This is a genomic window from Aquincola agrisoli (assembly GCF_036621135.1).
Classification (GTDB): Bacteria; Pseudomonadota; Gammaproteobacteria; order Burkholderiales; family Burkholderiaceae_C; genus Aquincola; species Aquincola agrisoli.
Genome location: NZ_JAZIBG010000028.1, coordinates 791596 through 811938, shown reverse-complemented (window position 1 = coordinate 811938; position 20343 = coordinate 791596). Strand labels below are relative to the sequence as shown.

General features: G+C 66.6%; 19 protein-coding genes and 4 tRNA genes. 22 read left to right on the top strand and 1 reads right to left on the bottom strand.

The window, feature by feature from the left end; all coding sequences use genetic code 11:
• Positions 1-29 precede the first annotated feature (29 nt).
• From V4F39_RS15490 to V4F39_RS15480, 3 genes are all read left to right on the top strand, one after another.
• Positions 30-569 (top strand): cytochrome b, encoded by a 540-nt coding sequence (locus tag V4F39_RS15490; protein ID WP_332290497.1) that lies wholly within the window; start codon positions 30-32, stop codon positions 567-569.
• An 8-nt stretch (positions 570-577) separates the two neighbouring features.
• Positions 578-1189 carry a YceI family protein gene (locus tag V4F39_RS15485; RefSeq protein WP_332290495.1) on the top strand — a complete coding sequence of 204 codons (612 nt, stop codon included), beginning with the start codon at positions 578-580 and terminating at the stop codon, positions 1187-1189.
• Positions 1190-1259: 70 nt separating this feature from the next.
• Positions 1260-1829 (top strand): YceI family protein, encoded by a 570-nt coding sequence (locus tag V4F39_RS15480; RefSeq protein ID WP_332290493.1) that lies wholly within the window; start codon positions 1260-1262, stop codon positions 1827-1829.
• Positions 1830-2137: 308 nt separating this feature from the next.
• Here V4F39_RS15480 and V4F39_RS15475 read toward each other — a convergent pair whose 3' ends face one another.
• Entirely contained in the window at positions 2138-4186 is a 2049-nt protein-coding gene (locus V4F39_RS15475) for an ATP-dependent helicase (protein WP_332290492.1), read from the bottom strand.
• 276 nt (positions 4187-4462) lie between these two features.
• Here V4F39_RS15475 and trpE point away from each other — a divergent pair, with 276 nt between their 5' ends.
• The 19 genes from trpE to rpoB all read left to right on the top strand — a co-directional run bounded on the left by trpE (position 4463) and on the right by rpoB (position 20342).
• Complete coding sequence (gene trpE, locus V4F39_RS15470; RefSeq protein WP_332290491.1) at positions 4463-5950, top strand: anthranilate synthase component I; 1488 nt, start codon at positions 4463-4465, stop codon at positions 5948-5950.
• Between the two features lies 1 nt (position 5951).
• Positions 5952-6332: a cupin domain-containing protein gene (locus V4F39_RS15465; protein WP_332290489.1), complete on the top strand. Its 381-nt coding sequence runs from the start codon at positions 5952-5954 to the stop codon at positions 6330-6332.
• A 10-nt stretch (positions 6333-6342) separates the two neighbouring features.
• Positions 6343-6912, top strand: coding sequence for an aminodeoxychorismate/anthranilate synthase component II (locus V4F39_RS15460; protein ID WP_332290487.1), 570 nt, complete (start codon positions 6343-6345; stop codon positions 6910-6912).
• Complete coding sequence (ltaE, locus tag V4F39_RS15455; protein ID WP_332290486.1) at positions 6909-7919, top strand: low-specificity L-threonine aldolase; 1011 nt, start codon at positions 6909-6911, stop codon at positions 7917-7919. The genes V4F39_RS15460 and ltaE overlap by 4 nt, the downstream gene beginning before the upstream one ends.
• 78 nt (positions 7920-7997) lie before the next feature.
• A complete protein-coding gene (trpD, locus tag V4F39_RS15450) occupies positions 7998-9035 on the top strand; it encodes an anthranilate phosphoribosyltransferase (protein ID WP_332290485.1) in 1038 nt (345 codons plus the stop codon).
• A gap of 58 nt (positions 9036-9093) precedes the next feature.
• The gene (gene trpC / locus V4F39_RS15445) at positions 9094-9885 is read left to right on the top strand and encodes an indole-3-glycerol phosphate synthase TrpC (RefSeq protein WP_332290484.1); all 792 of its coding nucleotides are present in this window, start codon (positions 9094-9096) and stop codon (positions 9883-9885) included.
• A complete protein-coding gene (locus tag V4F39_RS15440; protein ID WP_332290483.1) occupies positions 9882-10607 on the top strand; it encodes a uracil-DNA glycosylase in 726 nt (241 codons plus the stop codon). Before trpC ends, V4F39_RS15440 begins: the two co-directional genes overlap by 4 nt.
• Before the next feature lie 27 nt (positions 10608-10634).
• A tRNA-Tyr gene (locus tag V4F39_RS15435) sits at positions 10635-10720 on the top strand.
• A 45-nt stretch (positions 10721-10765) separates the two neighbouring features.
• Positions 10766-10839, top strand: a tRNA-Gly gene (locus tag V4F39_RS15430).
• A gap of 51 nt (positions 10840-10890) precedes the next feature.
• Positions 10891-10965, top strand: a tRNA-Thr gene (locus tag V4F39_RS15425).
• A 43-nt stretch (positions 10966-11008) separates the two neighbouring features.
• A complete protein-coding gene (gene tuf / locus V4F39_RS15420) occupies positions 11009-12199 on the top strand; it encodes an elongation factor Tu (RefSeq protein ID WP_332290467.1) in 1191 nt (396 codons plus the stop codon).
• 17 nt (positions 12200-12216) lie between these two features.
• Positions 12217-12292: transfer RNA gene (locus V4F39_RS15415), tRNA-Trp, on the top strand.
• A 152-nt stretch (positions 12293-12444) separates the two neighbouring features.
• Positions 12445-12834: a preprotein translocase subunit SecE gene (gene secE, locus V4F39_RS15410; RefSeq protein ID WP_332290481.1), complete on the top strand. Its 390-nt coding sequence runs from the start codon at positions 12445-12447 to the stop codon at positions 12832-12834.
• Positions 12835-12850: 16 nt separating this feature from the next.
• Entirely contained in the window at positions 12851-13426 is a 576-nt protein-coding gene (nusG, locus tag V4F39_RS15405; RefSeq protein ID WP_332290478.1) for a transcription termination/antitermination protein NusG, read from the top strand.
• Positions 13427-13553: 127 nt separating this feature from the next.
• Complete coding sequence (gene rplK, locus V4F39_RS15400) at positions 13554-13985, top strand: 50S ribosomal protein L11 (protein WP_332290477.1); 432 nt, start codon at positions 13554-13556, stop codon at positions 13983-13985.
• 1 nt (position 13986) lies between these two features.
• Positions 13987-14694 carry a 50S ribosomal protein L1 gene (rplA, locus tag V4F39_RS15395; protein WP_332290476.1) on the top strand — a complete coding sequence of 236 codons (708 nt, stop codon included), beginning with the start codon at positions 13987-13989 and terminating at the stop codon, positions 14692-14694.
• A gap of 269 nt (positions 14695-14963) precedes the next feature.
• The gene (rplJ, locus tag V4F39_RS15390; protein ID WP_332290475.1) at positions 14964-15494 is read left to right on the top strand and encodes a 50S ribosomal protein L10; all 531 of its coding nucleotides are present in this window, start codon (positions 14964-14966) and stop codon (positions 15492-15494) included.
• Positions 15495-15536: 42 nt separating this feature from the next.
• Positions 15537-15914, top strand: coding sequence for a 50S ribosomal protein L7/L12 (gene rplL / locus V4F39_RS15385; RefSeq protein ID WP_332290474.1), 378 nt, complete (start codon positions 15537-15539; stop codon positions 15912-15914).
• A 303-nt stretch (positions 15915-16217) separates the two neighbouring features.
• Positions 16218-20342 carry a DNA-directed RNA polymerase subunit beta gene (rpoB, locus tag V4F39_RS15380; protein ID WP_332290473.1) on the top strand — a complete coding sequence of 1375 codons (4125 nt, stop codon included), beginning with the start codon at positions 16218-16220 and terminating at the stop codon, positions 20340-20342.
• Position 20343 lies beyond the last annotated feature (1 nt).

Here is a 20343-nt window from a genome sequence, read left to right as displayed (position 1 = left end):
GGTGCGCGCCGTCGGCACACTGCCGAGCCATGTCGTCCCCGCCCCTGCGCTACACATCCACCGCGATCGCGCTGCACTGGCTGCTGGCCGTGCTGATCATCGGCTCATTCTTCGTGGGGCTGCAGATGACCGGCATGCCCTTCTCGCCGCAGCGCCTCAAGCTCTACAACTGGCACAAGTGGGCGGGTGCCGTGATCCTGGGCCTGTCGGCGCTGCGGCTGCTGTGGCGCCTGACGCACCGCCCGCCGCCCGACGTGCCGATGCCGGCGTGGCAGCGGCGGGCCGCGCACGGCACGCACCACCTGCTGTACCTGCTGTTCTTCGCGGTGCCGCTGGTGGGCTGGGCCTACAGCTCGGCCTCGGGCTTCCCGATCGTGGTGTTCGGCGTGCTGCCGCTGCCCGACTTCGTGCCGGCGGACAAGGCGCTGGCCGAGGCGATCAAGCCCTGGCACGGCCGGCTGGCCTACGCGATGGCGGCGCTGGTCGTCCTCCATGCGGCCGGGGCGCTCAAGCACCATTTCATCGACCGCGACGGGCTGCTGCGCCGCATGCTGCCCGGCCGCCCCTGAGGTTCTCCATGTACAAGCACACGATCCCGTCTTCCGCCGCCCGCCCGCTCCTCGTCCGTGCGCTGCTGGCCGCCGCCGTGTGGGCGGCGGCATCCGCCTCGCCCGCCTGGGCGCAGGCCGATGCCAAGCTCGTGCCGGCGCAAAGCGACATCCAGTTCACCAGCCGCCAGATGGGTGTGCCGGTCGACGGCAAGTTCCGCAAGTTCGACGCGCAGGTCGCCTTCGATCCCAAGAAACCCGAGACCGCCCGGATCGGCCTCACCATCGACCTGGCCAGCATCAGCCTGGGCGCGCCGGAGAGCGAGGCCGAGGTGGTCAAGCCGCTGTGGTTCAACACCGCCAAGTTCCCGCAGGCGAGCTTCCAGTCGACCACGGTCAAGCCGACGGGGGCCGGCAAGTTCGACGTGGCGGGCAAGCTGACGATCAAGGGCCAGGCGCGCGACGTGGTCGTGCCCGTGGCGCTGGCCCAGGCGGGCGGCACCACGACGGCCACCGGCGCCTTCACGATCAAGCGCGGCGATTTCAAGATCGGTGAAGGCGAGTGGGCCGACACCTCGATGGTCGCCAACGACGTGCAGGTCAAGTTCAAGCTGCAACTTACCGGCATCGGCGCACTCTGATCCGGCTCCGCGCCCGCGCCGGCGCCCCCTCTTTCCAACCCTTGCTCCTCTTGCCGAGGATGTCCGACCCATGAAAAAAACCGCTCTCGCCCTCGCTGCCACCTTCGTCGCGCTGGCGGCACCCGCCCACGCCAACACCTACGCCATCGACCCGACGCACACCTTCGTGACCTTCGAGATCGACCATTTCGGTACCTCGACCAACCGGGCGCGGTTCGACAAGAAGGAAGGCTCGGTCAGCTTCGACCGCGCGGCCAAGACGGGCAAGGTCGAGATCACGATCGACACGACCTCGGTCAACAGCGGCACGGCGCCCTTCGACAAGCACCTGCAGAGCAAGGACATCCTGAACGCGGCCGAATTCCCGACGGCCAAGTTCGTCGCCGACAAGTTCAGCTTCAACGGCGACAAGGTCACCGAAGTCGGCGGCTCGCTGACGCTGCTCGGCAAGACGCTGCCGGTCACGCTGAAGGCCAACAAGTTCAACTGCTACAACAGCCCGATGCTCAAGCGCGAGGTGTGCGGCGGCGACTTCGAGACCACGATCGCCCGCAGCCAGTTCGGGGTGAACTACGGCTTGAACTACGGCTTCAGCGACAACGTCCGGCTGATCGTGCAGGTGGAAGCCGTCAAGCAGTAAACGTCCAGCGCCGCGGGCCGAGACGAGCCGGCAGGGTCATGCAAAAAAGACATACCGTTACGTTTACCCGCCTGTAGGGTGGTGGCGTTCCCCCTTTGAAGCTTGTACGCTACAAGAAATTAAGGGAGAACCCGTACATGAATCAACAAAGAGCCGTCCAAATGGCCATGGTTGTCGTCCTGCTCGTCTTGGTGGTATTCCAGGGCGTTCTGTAGCCGCCGCGGCCATCCCGCCAAGAAGGCGCCTGGGTTCCAGGCGCCTTCTTGCGTTTCGAGGGTCCGTGCCTGTGCGCAAGGGCGCGGCGCGGGTCAGGCTGCAGGTGCCGTGGCCGTTTTGGCGGCCAGTTCGGCGCGCAGCCGCTTGAGGCGCTCGCGCGGGTCTTCCTTGTTGTGCGATTCGTGCAGCTTCATCTCCAGGATGAAGCGGCTCGGGATGCCTTGCACCGTCTCGCGGCCCTTCTTGCGGCGCCGCAGCGTGCTCACCGCCAGCGTCGTGCGCGCGCGGGTGATGCCCACATACATCAGGCGGCGCTCTTCCTCCAGCCGCTCGGGCGTCATCTCTTCCGAATCGCTGCGGAACGGCAGCAGCCCTTCGTTGATGCCGACCAGCGTGACGTGCGGCCACTCCAGGCCCTTCGAGGCGTGCAGCGTCGACAGCGTCACCACGTCCTGCTCGTCGCCGCGCTCGGCCAGGCTGATGATGACGCTGATGGTCTGCGCCACCTCGAGCACGCTCTTCTTCTCGGTCTCGAAGGTGCCGCCTTCCTGGGTGATCTCGCCGCCGCAGCGCTTGGCGATCCAGTCGACGAAGTCCATCACGTTGCTCCAGCGCGCGGCGGCGAGCTTCTCGCTCTCCTCGCCGTCGTACAGGTGCTGCTCGTAGCCGATGTCCTTCAGCCATTCCAGCAGCAGCGCCTTGGCGTCCTCGCCGCCGGTGGTGTGGCGGGCCTTGTGTTCCAGGTCGTTCAGGTAGCGGCCGAACTCGTGCAGCCCGCCGATGGCCTTCGCGTTGAGCGCGACGCCCAGGCTTTCGGAGAACAGCGCCTCGAAGAGGCTCAGCTTCCACTTGCCGGCGAATTCGCCCAGCTTGCCCAGTGTCTGGTGGCCGATGCCGCGCTTGGGCGTCGTCACCGCGCGCAGGAAGGCGGGGTCGTCGTCCTGGTTGACCAGGAGGCGCAGCCAGGCGCACAGGTCCTTGATCTCGGCGCGGTCGAAGAAGCTCTGGCCGCCCGACACCTTGTAGGGGATCTGCGCGCCGCGCAGCTTCTGCTCGAACACACGCGCCTGGTGGTTGGCGCGGTAGAGCACGGCGAAGTCGCTGAACTTCACCTGTCCGCCCTGCGCACGCAACGACTGGATGCGCGCCACCGCGCGCTCGGCCTCGTGCTCCTCGCCGTCGCACTCCATCAGGTGCACCGGCTCGCCGTCGCCGAAATCGCTCCACAGCTTCTTTTCGAAGAGCTTCGGGTTGCCGGCGATGACGTTGTTGGCCGCGCGCAGGATCGAGCCGGTGGAGCGGTAGTTCTGCTCCAGCGGGATGACCTTCAGGTTCGGGAAGTCCTGCGGCAGCCGGCGCAGGTTGTCGATCGTGGCGCCGCGCCAGCCGTAGATGCTCTGGTCGTCGTCGCCCACGGCGGTGAAGCGCCCGGCGATGCGGTCGTCGGGGTGGCTCACCAGTGCCTTCAGCAGTTCGTACTGCACGGCGTTGGTGTCCTGGTATTCGTCCACCAGCACGTGGCGGAAGCGGCCCTGCCAGGCGGCGCGCGCCTCGTCGTCGGTGGTCAGCAGCTTCAGCGGCAGGCTGATGAGGTCGTCGAAGTCGACCGCCTGGTAGGCCGACAGGCGCTCCTCATAGAGCTTCATCACGCGCGCGGCCACCTGCTCGTCGGCGTCCTTGGCCGCGTGCAGGGCGCTGTCGCTGTTCAGGCCCTGGTTCTTCCACAGGCTGATGGTCCACTGCCAGCGGCGCGCGGTGGCGGCGTCGGTCGTGCCGCCGGCGTCGCGCAGCACGCCCAGCACGTCGTCGCTGTCGAGGATCGAGAACTGCTCCTTCAGGCCGAGCCGCGTGCCGCTCTCGCGCAGCATGCGCACGCCCAGCGAGTGGAAGGTGCTGACGACCAGGTCCTTCGCCGCGCGCGGGCCCACGAGCGACTTGGCGCGCTCGCGCATTTCCTGCGACGCCTTGTTGGTGAAGGTGATGGCCGCGATCTGCCTGGGCTCGAGCCCGGCCTGCAGCAGGCGCGCGATCTTGTGGGTGATGACGCGGGTCTTGCCGGAGCCGGCGCCGGCCAGCACGAGGCAGGGGCCGTTCAGGTGGTGCACGGCCTCGAGCTGCGCGGGGTTCAGGGTGTCTGCCATGGGAGGCGCGCATCATAGGCGGGGGCCGGTATCCCGCTGCTACACTCGGCCACCATGTTCATGCCACGCAAACTGACGACGAGGTCGAACGACCGGGGAGCCTGGCCCTGGCGTCGCCAGCCTGCTTCCGCCGTCTAGTTTGCCACGGGCTTTACCCTCTGCATGCCGGTTGCTGCCGGTGCCGCATCGGGCCTGAGACCGCCTACCGCTTCCCCGCATTTCCGTCGATCGACCCGCGCCGCTGCATTGGCTGGCGGGGTCCGGAGGGCTGAACACATGATCACCGAACTCGAATTCAAGAGCCTCGCGTCGCAGGGCTACAACCGCATCCCGCTGATCGCCGAGGCGTTCGCGGACCTGGAGACGCCGCTGTCGCTGTACCTGAAGCTGGCCGGCGGCCAGAAGTACAGCTTCCTGCTGGAGTCCGTCGTCGGCGGCGAACGCTTCGGGCGGTACTCGTTCATCGGCCTGCCGGCGCGCACGATGCTGCGCACCCGCGGCTTCGGCGCCGAGGCCGTCACCGAGGTGGTGACCGACGGCGCCGTGGTCGAGCGTCACGAAGGCAACCCGCTCGACTTCGTCGCGGCCTACCAGCAGCGCTTCAAGGTGGCGCTGCGGCCCGGCATGCCGCGCTTCTGCGGCGGCCTGGCCGGCTACTTCGGCTACGACGCGGTGCGGCACATGGAGCCCAAGCTTGCGAAGACGGCCAAGACCGGCGGCATCGACACGCCGGACATCCAGCTGCTGCAGTGCGAGGAACTGGCCGTCATCGACAACCTGTCGGGCCGGCTCTACCTGATCGTCTATGCCGATCCGTCGCAGAGCGAGGCTTACTTCCGCGGCAAGCGCCGCCTGGCCGAGCTGGCCGACAAGCTGAAGTACAGCGTCACCGCGCCGGCCGTGAAGCGCGGCGCCTCGTACGCGGTGGAACGCGAGTTCGACAAGGCCGACTACCTGAAGGCCGTGGCGGTGGCCAAGGAGTACATCGCGGCCGGCGACATGATGCAGGTGCAGGTGGGCCAGCGGCTGAAGAAGCGCTACACCGAGTCGCCGCTGTCGCTGTACCGCGCGCTGCGTTCGCTGAACCCGTCGCCGTACATGTACTTCTACGACATGGGCGACTTCCAGATCGTCGGCGCGTCGCCCGAGATCCTGGTGCGCCAGGAGCACACGGCTGACGGGCAGAAGGTGACGATCCGCCCGCTGGCCGGCACGCGCCCGCGCGGCGCCACGCCCGAGCTCGATGTCGCGCTCGAAGCCGAGTTGAAGGCCGATCCGAAGGAGCGCGCCGAGCACCTGATGCTGATCGACCTGGCGCGCAACGACCTGGGCCGCATCGCCAAGACCGGCAGCGTCAAGGTGACCGAGGCCTTCGTGGTGGAGCGCTACTCGCACGTGATGCACATCGTGAGCAACGTGGAGGCCACGCTACTCGACGGCACAACCAACCTCGACGTGCTGAAGGCCACGTTCCCGGCCGGCACGCTGACCGGCGCGCCGAAGATCCGGGCGATGGAGATCATCGACGAGCTGGAGCCCGTCAAGCGCGGCATCTACGGCGGTGCCTGCGGCTACCTGAGCTTCGCCGGCGACATGGACGTCGCGATCGCGATCCGCACCGGCATCGTCAAGGACCAGACGCTCTACGTGCAGGCGGCCGCGGGCGTGGTGGCCGATTCGGTGCCCGAGCTCGAATGGAAGGAAACCGAGGCCAAGGCCCGCGCGCTGATCCGCGCGGCCGAGCTCGTCGAAGAGGGCTTCTGACGTGGCGCCCGCCATCCTCAAGCTGGGCGCGGTGATGCCCGGGGTGCCCGATGTCGATCACCCGAAACCCGAGCGTCTGATCCGTGGCAACCCGCGTCGCGAGACCTGGAACGTCGCTGAACTGCCGGTGCGAGGCCAGTTCTACACCGGCGTGTGGCGCTGCGAGCCCGGCCAGTGGCGCATCGCCTTCGGCCCGGCGGAGGTCGAGCTCTTCACCGTGCTGCAAGGCCGCTGCCGCCTGCATGCCGACGACGGCACCGTGCAGGAAGCCGGCCCCGGCGAGGCGCTTTTCATTCCAGCGGGTTTCACCGGCGCCTTCGAGGTGCTGGAAACCCTGACCAAGACCTACGCGATCGTCGACGGCGACGCGGCCCAGTCGTAAGGAGCGGACGATGCTGCTGATGATCGACAACTACGACAGCTTCACGTTCAACCTCGTCCAGTACTTTGGTGAACTTGGCGAGGAGGTGAAGGTGTTTCGCAACGACGAGATCGACCTCGCCGGCATCGAGGCGCTGAAGCCCGACCGGCTGGTGCTGTCCCCCGGCCCGTGCTCGCCGGCCGAGGCGGGCATCTGCGTCGAGGCCATCCGCCACTTCAAGGGCAAGCTGCCGCTGCTGGGCGTGTGCCTGGGCCACCAGGCGATCGGTGCGGCGCTGGGCGGCCAGGTGATCCGCGCGCAGGTGCAGATGCACGGCAAGCTGAGCCGCATCAGCACCGACCGGCAGGGTGTGTTCGCCGGCCTGCCGGAGCAGTTCGATGTGGTGCGCTACCACTCGCTGGCGATCGAGCGCGAAACGCTGCCGGCGGAGCTGGTGGTCACCGCCACGACCGATGACGGCGAGATCATGGGCGTGCGGCACAAGGAAGTGCCGCTGGAAGGGGTGCAGTTCCATCCGGAATCCATCCTCAGCGAACACGGCCATGCGCTGCTGCGCAACTTCCTGCAGTTCCGCGTATGAACGTGATCGACCTGCGCAGCGACACCGTCACGCGGCCGACCGCCGCGATGCGCGAGGCCATGCTGCGCGCCGAGGTGGGTGACGACGTGTTCGGCGACGATCCGACCGTCAACGCGTTGCAGGCGCGCATCGCGCGGATGCTGGGCTTCGAGGCCGCGCTCTTCATGCCCACCGGCACGCAGAGCAACCTCGTCGCGCTGATGACGCATTGCGGCCGCGGCGACGAGTACCTGGTCGGCCAGATGGCGCACACCTACCGCTGGGAAGGTGGCGGCGGCGCGGTGCTGGGCAGCATCCAGCCGCAGCCGATCGTGCAGCAGCCCGACGGCAGCATCGCGCTGGCGGACATCGAGGCCCACATCAAGCCCGACGACGCGCATTTCGCGCGGACGCGGCTGCTGTGCCTCGAGAACACCTGGGGCGGCAGCGTGCTGCCGATGCCGTACGTCGAGGCGGCGACCGCGCTGGCGCGTTCCCGTGGCCTGGCCACGCACCTCGACGGCGCACGGCTCTTCAATGCCGCCGTGGCGCTGGACCGGCCGGCCAGCGACATCACGCGCCATTTCGACAGCGTGTCGGTGTGCGTCAGCAAGGGGCTGGGCGCGCCGGTCGGCTCGGCGCTGTGCGGCTCGCGCGAGTTCGTCGCCCGCGCGCACCGCTGGCGCAAGATGGCCGGCGGTGGCATGCGGCAGGCGGGGGTGATCGCTGCCGGCGCGCTGCATGCGCTCGAGCATCACATAGCCCGACTGGCCGACGACCACGCCCATGCGCGCCGGCTCGCCGAAGGGTTGCAGGGCCTGCCCGGCGTGACGGTGCAGGTGCCGCAGACCAACATCGTGTTCGTCGATGTGCCGGCGGAACGCTCCAATGGCCTTGTCGAGCGCCTGGCCCAACGCGGCGTGCTGTGCACCGGGCTGTACCGGCTGCGCTTCGTCACCCACCTCGACGTGAGCGCGGACGACATCGAGCGTGCGCTCCCCATCCTGCGTGAGGCGCTGGCTGGCTGAGGCTGCCGGGCCGACCTGTTGCTCCCCGCGCTGGTGCGCCGACAATCCGCCGCAGCGCCAACGCCAACTTTCTGCACCATGACCATCAGCAACACCGACGCGCTGACCCGCGTCATCGAGCACCGCGAGATCTTCCACGACGAAATGCTGTCGCTGATGCGCCGCATCATGACGGGCGAAACCTCCCCGGTCATGATCGCCGCGCTGGCGGTGGGGCTGCGCGTCAAGAAGGAATCGGTCGGCGAGATCACCGCCGCCGCGCAGGTGATGCGCGAGTTCGCGACGCCGGTGGCGGTGGCCGACCGCACGAACCTCGTCGACCTGTGCGGCACCGGCGGCGACGCGGCGCACAGCTTCAACATCTCCACCGCGTCGATGCTGGTGGCCGCAGCCGCCGGCGCACGGGTGGCCAAGCACGGCGGGCGCAGCGTGTCGTCGAGTTCGGGCAGCGCCGACGTGCTGGAGGCGCTGGGCGCGCACATCGACCTCACGCCGGAGCAGGTCGCGGCCTGCCTGGCTGAAACGGGGATCGGCTTCATGTTCGCGCCGAACCACCATGCGTCCATGAAGCATGCCGCGCCGGTCCGCAAGGAACTGGGCGTGCGCACGATCTTCAACATCCTCGGCCCGCTGACCAATCCGGCCAACGCGCCCAATCAGTTGATGGGCGTGTTCCACCCTGATCTCGTCGGCATCCAGGTGCGCGTGCTGCAGCGGCTGGGCAGCGAGCACGTGATGGTGGTGCACGGCATGAACGGCATGGACGAGCTGTCGCTGTCGGGCGAGTCGATGGTGGGCGAACTGAAGGACGGCGCGGTGCGCGAGTACGTGGTGCATCCCAGCGACTTCGGGCTGCCGGTCTATGACTCGCGCGTGCTGCGGGTCGCCAACCGTGACGAGTCGGTGCTGTGCATCCAGCGTGCGCTGGCGAACGAGGACGGCCCGGTGCGCGACATCGTGCTGCTCAACGGCGGCGCGGCGCTCTACTGCGGCAATGTCGCGACATCGGTCGCCGAGGGGGTGCGCATGGCGCGCGAAGCGGTGGCCTCCGGTGCGGCGGCGGCCAAGCTCAGCCAGTTCGTGGCGGCCACGCAGAAACTGAGGCAGGTGGCATGAGCGCGCCGGGCTGCTCCCAAGCGCTCGTCCCGGGGCACGCAGTGCGGAGGGTCGTCCTGTGAGCGACATCCTGAAGCGCATCGTCGAGGTCAAGCACGAGGAGATCGCCGCGGCCCGTTCGCGCCGCGATCTGGCTTCCGTTCGCCGCGAAGCGGAGGCGCGGCGCGATGTGCGCGGTTTCGAAGCGGCGCTGCGTGCAAAGGTCGCTGCGGGACACGCCGCGGTGATCGCGGAGGTGAAGAAAGCGAGCCCCAGCAAGGGGGTGCTGCGCGAGCACTTCGTGCCGGCCGACATCGCGGCGAGCTACGAGCGTGGCGGTGCGGCCTGCCTGTCGGTGCTGACCGACGAGCGCTTCTTCCAGGGCTCGGCCGCCTACCTGCAGCAGGCGCGGGAGGCCTGCACGCTGCCGGTGCTGCGCAAGGATTTCATGGTCGATGCCTACCAGGTGTTCGAGGCGCGGGCGATGGGCGCGGATTGCATCCTGTTGATCGCCGCCTGCCTCGATGACGCGCAGATGGCGGACCTGGAGGCCACCGCGGACGCGCTCGGGCTGGCGGTCCTGGTGGAGGTGCATGACGGGGCCGAACTGGAGCGGGCGCTGAGGCTGAAGACGCCGCTGGTCGGCATCAACAACCGCAACCTGCGCACGTTCGAGGTCACGCTCGACACGACCATCGGCTTGTTGCCCGGGGTGCCGGCCGATCGGCTGCTGGTGACCGAGTCCGGCATCCTGGGCCGGGGCGATGTGCAGCGCATGCGGGGCGTCGGCGTGCACGCCTTCCTGGTCGGGGAAGCGTTCATGCGGGCCGCGGAGCCGGGCGAAGCGCTGGCGGCGCTGTTCGGCCCGTGACGGCCGCGAACCGGCTCGATCGCCCCCTGGCCGAGCGCCTGCAAGGCGTCGGCGCAGGGTGGCAGGCGGTCGTCGACGCCTGGCGGGCCACCGAGGCCGGGAGGCGGCTCGTGGCTCATGTCGACGCACGTGTCGCGGCGGGCGCGGTGGTCTACCCGTCCCATCCGCTGCGCATGCTGGAACTGACACCGCTGGACGCGGTGCGCGTGGTGATCGTCGGCCAGGATCCGTACCACGGCCCAGGCCAGGCCCAGGGGCTGGCGTTTTCGGTACCGGCCGGTGTGCGCATCCCGCCGAGCCTGCGCAACATCTTCAAGGAACGGCAGCGCGACCTCGGGCTGCCGCCGCCGGCCGCCGGCGACCTGACCGCCTGGGCGCGCCGGGGCGTGCTGCTCACCAACACGTCGCTGACCGTCGAGGAAGGGCAGGCTGCCAGCCACGCGGGACGCGGCTGGGAAGCGCTCACGCGGGCGATCCTGCACCGCGTGGCGGAACATCCACGCCCCAAGGTCTTCATGCTCTGGGGCGCGCATGCGCAGGCCTTCGCCGAGCCGATCGCGGCGGTGCATCCGCAGCACCTGCTGCTGTGCGCCAATCATCCTTCGCCGTTGTCCGCGACCCGGGGCCCGGTGCCCTTCATCGGCTGCGGACACTTCGGCCGCGCCGACGCGTTTCTGTCGTCCAACCAAACTTCGGTGCAGATGGATTGGACACTCGGCTGAACGCTGCTATACTCATCGGCTCGCCCAGGAGGGGTGCCCGAGTGGCTAAAGGGGGCAGACTGTAAATCTGTTGGCTTACGCCTACGCTGGTTCGAATCCAGCCTCCTCCACCAAAGCGAGTTGTTTGAAGAAGTTGAGTATCAGGTGCTGACTCCCGGGCGGGAGTAGTTCAATGGTAGAACCCCAGCCTTCCAAGCTGATGACGCGGGTTCGATTCCCGTCTCCCGCTCCAGTGTGTCGACACAGCTTTGCGCCGCAGAGGTCGGTGCAAGTCTGTGTCGATGCCCATGTGGCTCAGTGGTAGAGCACTCCCTTGGTAAGGGAGAGGTCGCGCGTTCGATCCGCGCCATGGGCACCACCGTCAACGTGTAAAAAATCGTTTCTCAGCCAGGAGCGCGCAAATGGCAAAAGGTAAGTTTGAGCGGACCAAGCCGCACGTGAACGTGGGCACGATTGGTCACGTGGACCATGGGAAGACGACGCTGACGGCGGCGATCACGACGATTCTGTCGGCGAAGTTCGGCGGCGAGGCGAAGGCGTACGACCAGATCGACGCGGCGCCGGAAGAGAAGGCGCGCGGGATCACGATCAACACGGCGCACGTGGAATACGAGACCGCGAACCGGCACTACGCGCACGTTGACTGCCCCGGGCACGCCGACTACGTGAAGAACATGATCACGGGCGCGGCGCAGATGGACGGTGCGATCCTGGTGTGCTCGGCCGCTGACGGCCCGATGCCCCAGACGCGCGAGCACATCCTGCTGGCCCGCCAGGTTGGTGTGCCGTACATCATCGTGTTCCTGAACAAGTGCGACATGGTCGACGACGCCGAGCTGCTTGAGCTCGTCGAGATGGAAGTGCGCGAACTGCTCAGCAAGTACGACTTCCCCGGCGACGACACCCCGATCGTCAAGGGCTCGGCCAAGCTGGCGCTCGAAGGCGACAAGGGCGAGCTGGGCGAGCAGGCCATCCTGGCGCTGGCCGATGCGCTGGACAGCTACATCCCGACGCCGGAGCGTGCCGTGGACGGCGCCTTCCTGATGCCCGTCGAAGACGTGTTCTCGATCTCCGGCCGCGGCACCGTCGTGACCGGCCGTGTCGAGCGCGGCATCGTCAAGGTTGGCGAAGAAATCGAAATCGTCGGCATCCGCGCCACGCAGAAGACCACCTGCACGGGCGTCGAAATGTTCCGCAAGCTGCTGGACCAAGGCCAGGCGGGCGACAACGTCGGCATCCTGCTGCGCGGCACCAAGCGTGAAGACGTCGAGCGCGGCCAAGTGCTGTGCAAGCCGGGCTCGATCAAGCCGCACACGCACTTCACCGCCGAGGTGTACGTGCTGAGCAAGGAAGAAGGCGGGCGCCACACGCCGTTCTTCAACAACTACCGTCCGCAGTTCTACTTCCGCACGACGGACGTGACGGGCGCGGTGGAGCTGCCGAAGGACAAGGAAATGGTGATGCCTGGCGACAACGTGAGCATCACGGTCAAGCTGATCGCGCCGATCGCGATGGAAGAAGGCCTGCGCTTCGCCATCCGTGAAGGCGGCCGCACCGTCGGTGCGGGCGTCGTCGCCAAGATCATCGAGTAAATTGTAGTCAAGGCTGCAGGGGCATAGCTCAATTGGCAGAGCGTCGGTCTCCAAAACCGAAGGTTGGGGGTTCGAGACCCTCTGCCCCTGCCACCGAAAGCCGCTGAACTCGGCGTCCGGTGAAGCCAAATCAGCCCGCGGGTGGTGCGCGACTCCAGCGCCGGCCCGGCGGGCTTTGCTGCTGGTGCGTGTCCATCGTGATGGTGCCGGGCGGTTCACGATCCCATTGAATTGAATTGAAAGCGATGGCCACCACCAATCCTCAAATCGAAACCGTCTCCAGCGGTGCCGACAAGGCCAAGCTGGCCGTCTCGGGTGTGCTGGTGGTCGGCGCGGTGGCGGCGTTTTACCTCCTTGCGGCCCAACCGCTGTGGCTGCGCGTGATCGCGCTGCTGCTGCTGCTGGCCGCCGCGGTCGGCATCTTCCTGGTGTCGGAGAACGGCAAGCAGCTCATCGCGTTTGCACAGGATTCCGTGCGGGAAACCCGCAAGGTGGTCTGGCCGGCCCGCAAGGAGGCGATCCAGATGACGGGATACGTCTTCGTGTTTGTGTTTGTCATGGCGCTCTTCCTGTGGCTGACCGACAAGACGCTGGAATGGGCCTTGTACGACCTGGTCCTGGGCTGGCGGCGTTGACGCAAGCGAGAAGAACATGACTGAAACCCAAGTGACTTCCACCGAGGCTGCGGCCCCTTCTCCGCTGCGTTGGTATGTCGTCCACGCCTATTCGGGCATGGAGAAGGCGGTCGAGCGCAACCTGCGCGAGCGCATCGATCGTGCCGGCATGAATGCCAAGTTCGGTCGCATCCTGGTGCCGACCGAGGAAGTCGTCGAGCTGAAGAACGGCAAGAAGGCGGTCACCGAGCGTCGCTTCTTTCCCGGCTACGTGCTGGTCGAAATGCTGATGGACGACGAGAGCTGGCACCTGGTGAAGCACACCAGCAAGGTGACGGGCTTCGTCGGCGGTGCGAAGAATCGACCTGTGCCCATCTCCGAGGCAGAGGTGATGAAGATCGTCAACCAGATGCAGGAAGGCGTGGAGAAGCCGAAGCCGAAGGTCGAGTGGACCGTGGGCGAGACCGTCCGTGTCAAGGAAGGTCCCTTCACCGACTTCAACGGCGCCGTGGAAGACGTCAACTACGAGAAGTCCAAGGTCCGTGTGTCGGTCACCATCTTCGGTCGCGCCACCCCGGTCGAACTGGACTTCTCGCAGGTCGAGAAGGTCTGAAGTTTCAGGACAGGCGGCGCGGCGCGACCCGGCGCTCGCCTTTCGTCATTGCAACAGGGTCGCACTAGACGAGGAGTCGGGCCTGCCGGAAGGCGGGTTGGGCGCTTGAACTCGAAAGGAGCCATTCATGGCAAAGAAAATCGTCGGCTTCATCAAGCTGCAGATCCCGGCCGGCAAGGCCAATCCGTCGCCGCCGGTCGGTCCGGCGCTCGGCCAGCGCGGCCTCAACATCATGGAGTTCTGCAAGGCGTTCAACGCGCAGACCCAGGGGATGGAACCCGGCCTGATGCTGCCGGTGGTGATCACCGCCTTCGCGGACAAGTCGTTCACCTTCATCCTGAAGACGCCGCCGGCCACCGTGCTGATCAAGAAGGCGCTGAAGCTGGACAAGGGCTCCGGCCGCCCCCACCTCGAGAAGGTGGGCAAGCTGACGCGTGCGCAGATCGAAGAGATCGCCAAGACCAAGCAGAAGGACCTGACGGCAGCCGACCTGGAAGCCGCGGTCAAGACGATTGCCGGTTCCGCCCGTTCGATGGGCGTGCTGGTGGAAGGAGCCTGACATGGCCAAGCTGACGAAAAAAGCCAAGGCCCTGCAGGGCAAGGTCGACAGCCTGAAGCTGTATGCCATCGATGACGCGCTGAGCCTGGTCAAGGAATGCGCGACCGCGAAGTTCGACGAATCGATCGACGTGGCGGTGCAACTTGGCATCGACGCCAAGAAGTCGGACCAGGTCGTGCGCGGCGCCGTCGTGCTGCCCAACGGCACCGGCAAGACCAAGCGCGTCGCGGTGTTCGCGCAAGGCGCCAAGGCCGAGGAAGCCAAGGCCGCCGGCGCTGACGTCGTCGGCATGGAAGACCTGGCCGAGCAGATCAAGGGCGGCAACCTGAACTTCGACGTCGTGATCGCTTCGCCGGACACGATGCGCATCGTCGGTACGCTGGGTCAGGTGCTCGGTCCGCGCGGCCTGATGCCGAACCCGAAGGTCGGTACCGTCACGCCCGACGTCGCCACCGCCGTGAAGAACGCCAAGGCCGGCCAGGTGCAGTTCCGTGTCGACAAGGCCGGGATCATTCACACCACCATCGGCCGTCGTTCGTTCGAGTCCGACAAGCTGGTGGGCAACCTGGCTGCGCTGCTGGAGGCGCTGAACAAGGCCAAGCCGGCGTCGAGCAAGGGCATCTACCTGCGCAAGGTGGCCGTGAGCTCGACGATGGGTGTGGGCGTGCGCGTGGACGCATCGACCATCACCCTGCAGCCGCAGGCCTGAATCGGTTGAAAGCCGTGCGCGAGTCTGGCGCACGGCTGACGAATTGGTGGGCCGCCGCAGCTTGAGCAAGGCCGCGGCGGGTCATCCAAGACCGCTGGTGGCGTCTGTGCGTTGCGCAGGCGCCGTAATCGAGGTCCGGGGGTCTTCCTCGGGCCGAAGCCAGCGCAGATGGCGTCCCGCTGTTTTCCCTGGAAACAGATGGTCGCTGCAATCCGGTGTGCCGGACGTGTCCGCAAGGACGCCAAGGCACGTGATGTGAGGAGCAGACCTTGAGTCTCAATCGCAACGAGAAAGCTACCGTGATCTCGGATGTGGCCGCGCAGGCAGCGCGGTCGCAGACGCTCGCGCTGGCCGAGTACCGTGGCCTCACCGTGGCTCACCTCGACAAGCTGCGTCGCGACGCGCGGGAAAAGGGCGTGTACCTTCATGTTTTGAAGAACACGCTCGCCCGACGCGCCGTGGCCGGCACGCCGTTCGAGGCTGCCTCGGAAGCCATGGTCGGTCCGCTGATCTACGGTTTTTCCGAAGACGCCGTCGCCGCGGCCAAAGTCCTGTCGGACTTCGCCAAGGGCAACGACAAGCTGATCGTCAAGGGCGGTGCCTTTGGCGGCAAGGCGCTCGATGCGGAGGGTGTGAAAGCCCTGGCGTCGATCCCCAGCCGCGAAGTCCTGCTCACCCAACTGGCCGGCCTGCTGCAGTCGCCGATCGCCCGCTTCGCGCGTGCGGTGGCCGCGGTGTCCGACAAGAAGGGCGGCGGCGCCGAAGCAGCGCCTGCCGAGGCAGAAGCTGCCGCAGCCTGACGACACGCATTCAAGCAAATCATCTGTTTCGAGGAATCCAAAATGGCATTCGACAAAGACGCTTTCCTGTCCAGCCTGGACACCATGACCGTGCTCGAACTCAATGACCTGGTGAAGGCCATTGAAGAGAAGTTCGGCGTTTCGGCCGCTGCCGTGGCCGCGCCGGCTGCTGGCGGCGGCGGCGCTGCCGCCCCGGCTGCCGAAGAGAAGACCGAATTCAACGTCGTGCTGCTCGAAGCCGGCGCGAACAAGGTTTCCGTCATCAAGGCGGTGCGCGAACTGACGGGCCTGGGCCTGAAGGAAGCCAAGGACCTGGTGGACGGCGCTCCGAAGCCCGTCAAGGAAGCCATTCCCAAGGCCGACGCGGAAGCCGCCGTCAAGAAGCTGGTGGAAGCTGGCGCCAAGGCCGAAATCAAGTAATCGATCGGTTCGAAGCCAAGGCTGGGTGCTCTACAGGCGCCCAGCCTTTCGCGCTTCAGGGTTTTCCTGTCTTGAGGTCACTCGGAAAGGGAAAAGGCGGCAGAATCTCCGCCCTTCCTTTTCCAAGTGTTCTCTGATCCGACTGCAGAGAACAGGTTTGGTCGGACTCCGGTGCAACGCCGGGGTTGTCCGCCAGCGGTTGGTAGTGGCCAACCACCAAGCCTCGGGTGCAAGACCCGAGTTGCCAGTCGCCGACGAAATCTCTGCCACGGCCAGGCGGTGGTTTTCGACACGGAGTGTTCAATGGCGCAAGCATCCCCCAACTACAGCTATACCGAGCGCAAGCGGATCCGCAAGAGCTTCGGCAAGCGCGAGAGCGTTCTCAACGTCCCCTACCTGCTGACCATGCAGCGGGAGTCCTACGTCGCGTTCCTGCAAAAGGACGTGGCGCCTGCCAAGCGCAAGCCCGAGGGGCTGCAAGCTGCCTTCCTGTCCGCGTTCCCGATCGTGTCGCACAACGGGTACGTGGAGATGAAATTCATCGAATACAACATCGCGAAGCCGCCGTTCGACACGCGCGAATGCCAGCAGCGCGGCCTGACCTACGCCGCCGCGGTGCGCGCGAAGCTGCAGATGATCATCTATGACCGTGAAGCCGCGCAGGCCAAGACGGTCAAGGAGATCAAGGAGCAGGAGGTCTACATGGGCGAAGTGCCGCTCATGACCGACTACGGCTCGTTCATCGTCAACGGGACCGAGCGCGTCATCGTCTCGCAGCTGCACCGGTCGCCGGGCGTGTTCTTCGAGCACGACAAGGGCAAGACGCACAGCTCGGGCAAGCTGCTGTTCAGCGCGCGGATCATTCCGTACCGCGGCTCGTGGCTCGACTTCGAGTTCGACCCGAAGGACATCCTGTACTTCCGCGTCGACCGCCGCCGCAAGATGCCGGTCACGATCCTGCTGAAGGCCATCGGCCTGAACCCTGAGCAGATCCTGGCCCACTTCTTCGTCTTCGACAACTTCCGTCTGATGGACTCGGGCGCGCAGATGGAGTTCGTGGCCGACCGCCTGCGGGGCGAAGTCGCGCGCTTCGACATCACCAACAAGAACGGTGAAGTCGTCGTCGAGAAGGACAAGCGCATCACCGCGCGCCATGTGCGTGCGCTGGAGCAATCCGGCACCAACCACATCACCGTGCCGGAAGACTTCCTGGTCGGCCGCGTCGTCGCACGCAACATGGTCGACCCGGACACCGGCGAGATCGTGGCCAAGGCCAACGAGGAGCTGACCGACACCTTGCTGAAGAAGCTGCGGCAGTCGGGCATCAAGGAGATCCAGGCGCTCTACACGAACGAGCTGGACGAAGGTGCCTACATCAGCCAGACGCTGACCAGCGACGAAACCGCCGACCAGCTGGCCGCGCGCGTCGCGATCTACCGCATGATGCGGCCCGGCGAGCCGCCGACCGAAGACGCGGTGGAAGCGCTGTTCAACCGCCTGTTCTACAGCGCCGACACGTACGACCTGTCGCGCGTGGGCCGCATGAAGTTCAACGCCCGCGTGGGCCGCGACTCGGCCGAAGGCGCGATGACGCTGTCGAACGAGGACATCCTCGACGTCGTGAAGATCCTCGTCGAACTGCGCAACGGCCGCGGCGAAGTCGACGACATCGACCACCTGGGCAACCGCCGCGTGCGCTGCGTGGGCGAACTGGCCGAGAACCAGTACCGCTCGGGCCTCGCCCGGATCGAGAAGGCCGTCAAGGAGCGCCTCGGCCAGGCCGAGACCGAAGCCCTGATGCCGCACGACCTGATCAACTCCAAGCCGATCTCCGCGGCGCTGAAGGAGTTCTTCGGTGCGTCGCAGCTGTCGCAGTTCATGGACCAGACCAACCCGCTGTCCGAGATCACGCACAAGCGTCGTGTCTCGGCCCTGGGCCCGGGCGGCCTGACCCGCGAGCGCGCCGGCTTCGAGGTGCGTGACGTGCACCCGACCCACTACGGCCGGGTGTGCCCGATCGAGACGCCGGAAGGCCCGAACATCGGCCTGATCAACTCGCTGGCGCTGTACGCACAGCTCAACGAGTACGGCTTCCTCGAGACGCCCTACCGCCGGGTGAACGACGGCCAGGTCACCGACCAGATCGACTACCTGTCCGCCATCCAGGAAGGCAAGTACGTCATCGCGCAGGCCAACGCGTCGCTCGACGATGCGGGCCGCCTGGTCGACGAGCTGGTCTCGGCGCGCGAGAACGGCGAATCGGTGCTGACCTCGCCCGAGCGCATCCAGTACATGGACGTTGCGCCGACGCAGATCGTGTCGGTGGCTGCGTCGCTGGTGCCGTTCCTCGAGCACGACGATGCGAACCGCGCACTGATGGGCGCGAACATGCAGCGCCAGGCCGTTCCGACCCTGCGCCCCGAAAAGGCGCTGGTGGGCACCGGCGTCGAGCGCGTGGCGGCCAAGGACTCGGGCACCGTCGTGGCGTCGCGCCGTGGCGGCGTGGTGGACTACGTCGACACCAACCGCATCGTGATTCGCGTCAACGACGACGAGACGGTGGCCGGCGAAGTCGGCGTCGACATCTACAACCTGATCAAGTACCACCGTTCGAACCAGAACACCAACATCCACCAGCGCCCGATCGTGCGCCGGGGCGACAAGGTGTCGGCCGGGGACGTCATCGCGGACGGTGCGTCCACCGACCTGGGCGAACTGGCGCTCGGCCAGAACATGCTGGTCGCGTTCATGCCCTGGAACGGCTACAACTTCGAAGACTCGATCCTGATCTCCGAACGCGTGGTCGCCGAAGACCGCTACACCTCGATCCACATCGAGGAACTGGTGGTGATGGCGCGCGACACCAAGCTGGGCTCGGAAGAAATCACCCGCGACATCCCCAACCTGTCGGAGCAGCAGCTAGCGCGCCTCGACGAGTCGGGCATCGTCTACGTGGGCGCCGAGGTGAACCCGGGCGACGTGCTGGTGGGCAAGGTCACGCCGAAGGGCGAGACCACGCTGACGCCGGAAGAGAAGCTGCTGCGCGCGATCTTCGGCGAGAAAGCTTCGGACGTGAAGGACACGTCGCTGCGCGTGGACCAGGGCACCAACGGCACCGTCATCGACGTGCAGGTCTTCACCCGCGAAGGCATCCAGCGCGACAAGCGGGCGCAGCAGATCATCGACGATGAGCTCAAGCGCTTCCGCCTCGACCTGAACGACCAGTTGCGCATCGTCGAGGCCGACGCGTTCGACCGGATCGAGAAGCTGCTCGTCGGCCGGACCGCGAACGGCGGCCCGCAGAAGCTGGCCAAGGGCACCGCGATCGACAAGGCCTACCTGGCGTCGATCGAGAAGTACCACTGGTTCGACGTACGCCCGGCCGAAGACGACGTGGCCAACCAGCTCGAGTCGATCAAGAACTCGCTGGAGCAGACGCGCCACAGCTTCGACCTCGCGTTCGAAGAGAAGCGCAAGAAGCTCACGCAGGGCGACGAGCTGCCGGCCGGCGTGCTGAAGATGGTCAAGGTCTACCTGGCCGTCAAACGGCGCCTGCAACCCGGCGACAAGATGGCCGGCCGCCACGGCAACAAGGGTGTGGTGTCGAAGATCGTTCCGATCGAGGACATGCCCTACATGGCCGACGGCACGCCGTGCGACATCGTGCTGAACCCGCTGGGTGTTCCGTCGCGGATGAACGTCGGGCAGGTGCTCGAGGTTCATCTGGGCTGGGCCGGCAAGGGCATCGGCCAGCGCATCGGCTCGCTGCTGCAGCAGGAATCGCGTGCCGCCGAACTGCGCAAGTTCTTCGACGAGCTTTACAACAAGTCGGGCGGCAAGTCGGAAGACCTGTCGTCGTTCTCTGACGACGAAGTGGTCGAGATGGCGCAGAACCTCAGCAACGGCGTGCCGTTCGCGACCCCCGTCTTCGACGGCGCGGCCGAAGAGGAAATCCGCGGCATGCTGAAGCTGGCCTACCCGGACGACATCGCCAAGGCCAAGGGCCTGACCGAGACGCGCACCCAGGCCACGCTGCATGACGGCCGCACCGGCGATGCCTTCGAGCGTCCGGTCACGGTCGGCTACATGCACGTGCTGAAGCTGCACCACTTGGTCGACGACAAGATGCACGCCCGTTCCACCGGCCCGTACTCGCTCGTCACCCAGCAGCCGCTGGGCGGCAAGGCGCAGTTCGGCGGCCAGCGTTTCGGCGAAATGGAAGTGTGGGCGCTGGAAGCCTACGGCGCCTCTTACATCCTGCAGGAGATGCTGACCGTCAAGTCGGACGACGTGAACGGCCGCACCAAGGTGTACGAGAACATCGTCAAGGGCGAGCACTCGATCGAAGCCGGCATGCCGGAGTCGTTCAACGTGCTGGTGAAGGAAATTCGTTCGCTCGGCATCGACATCGAGCTCGAGCGCAACTAAG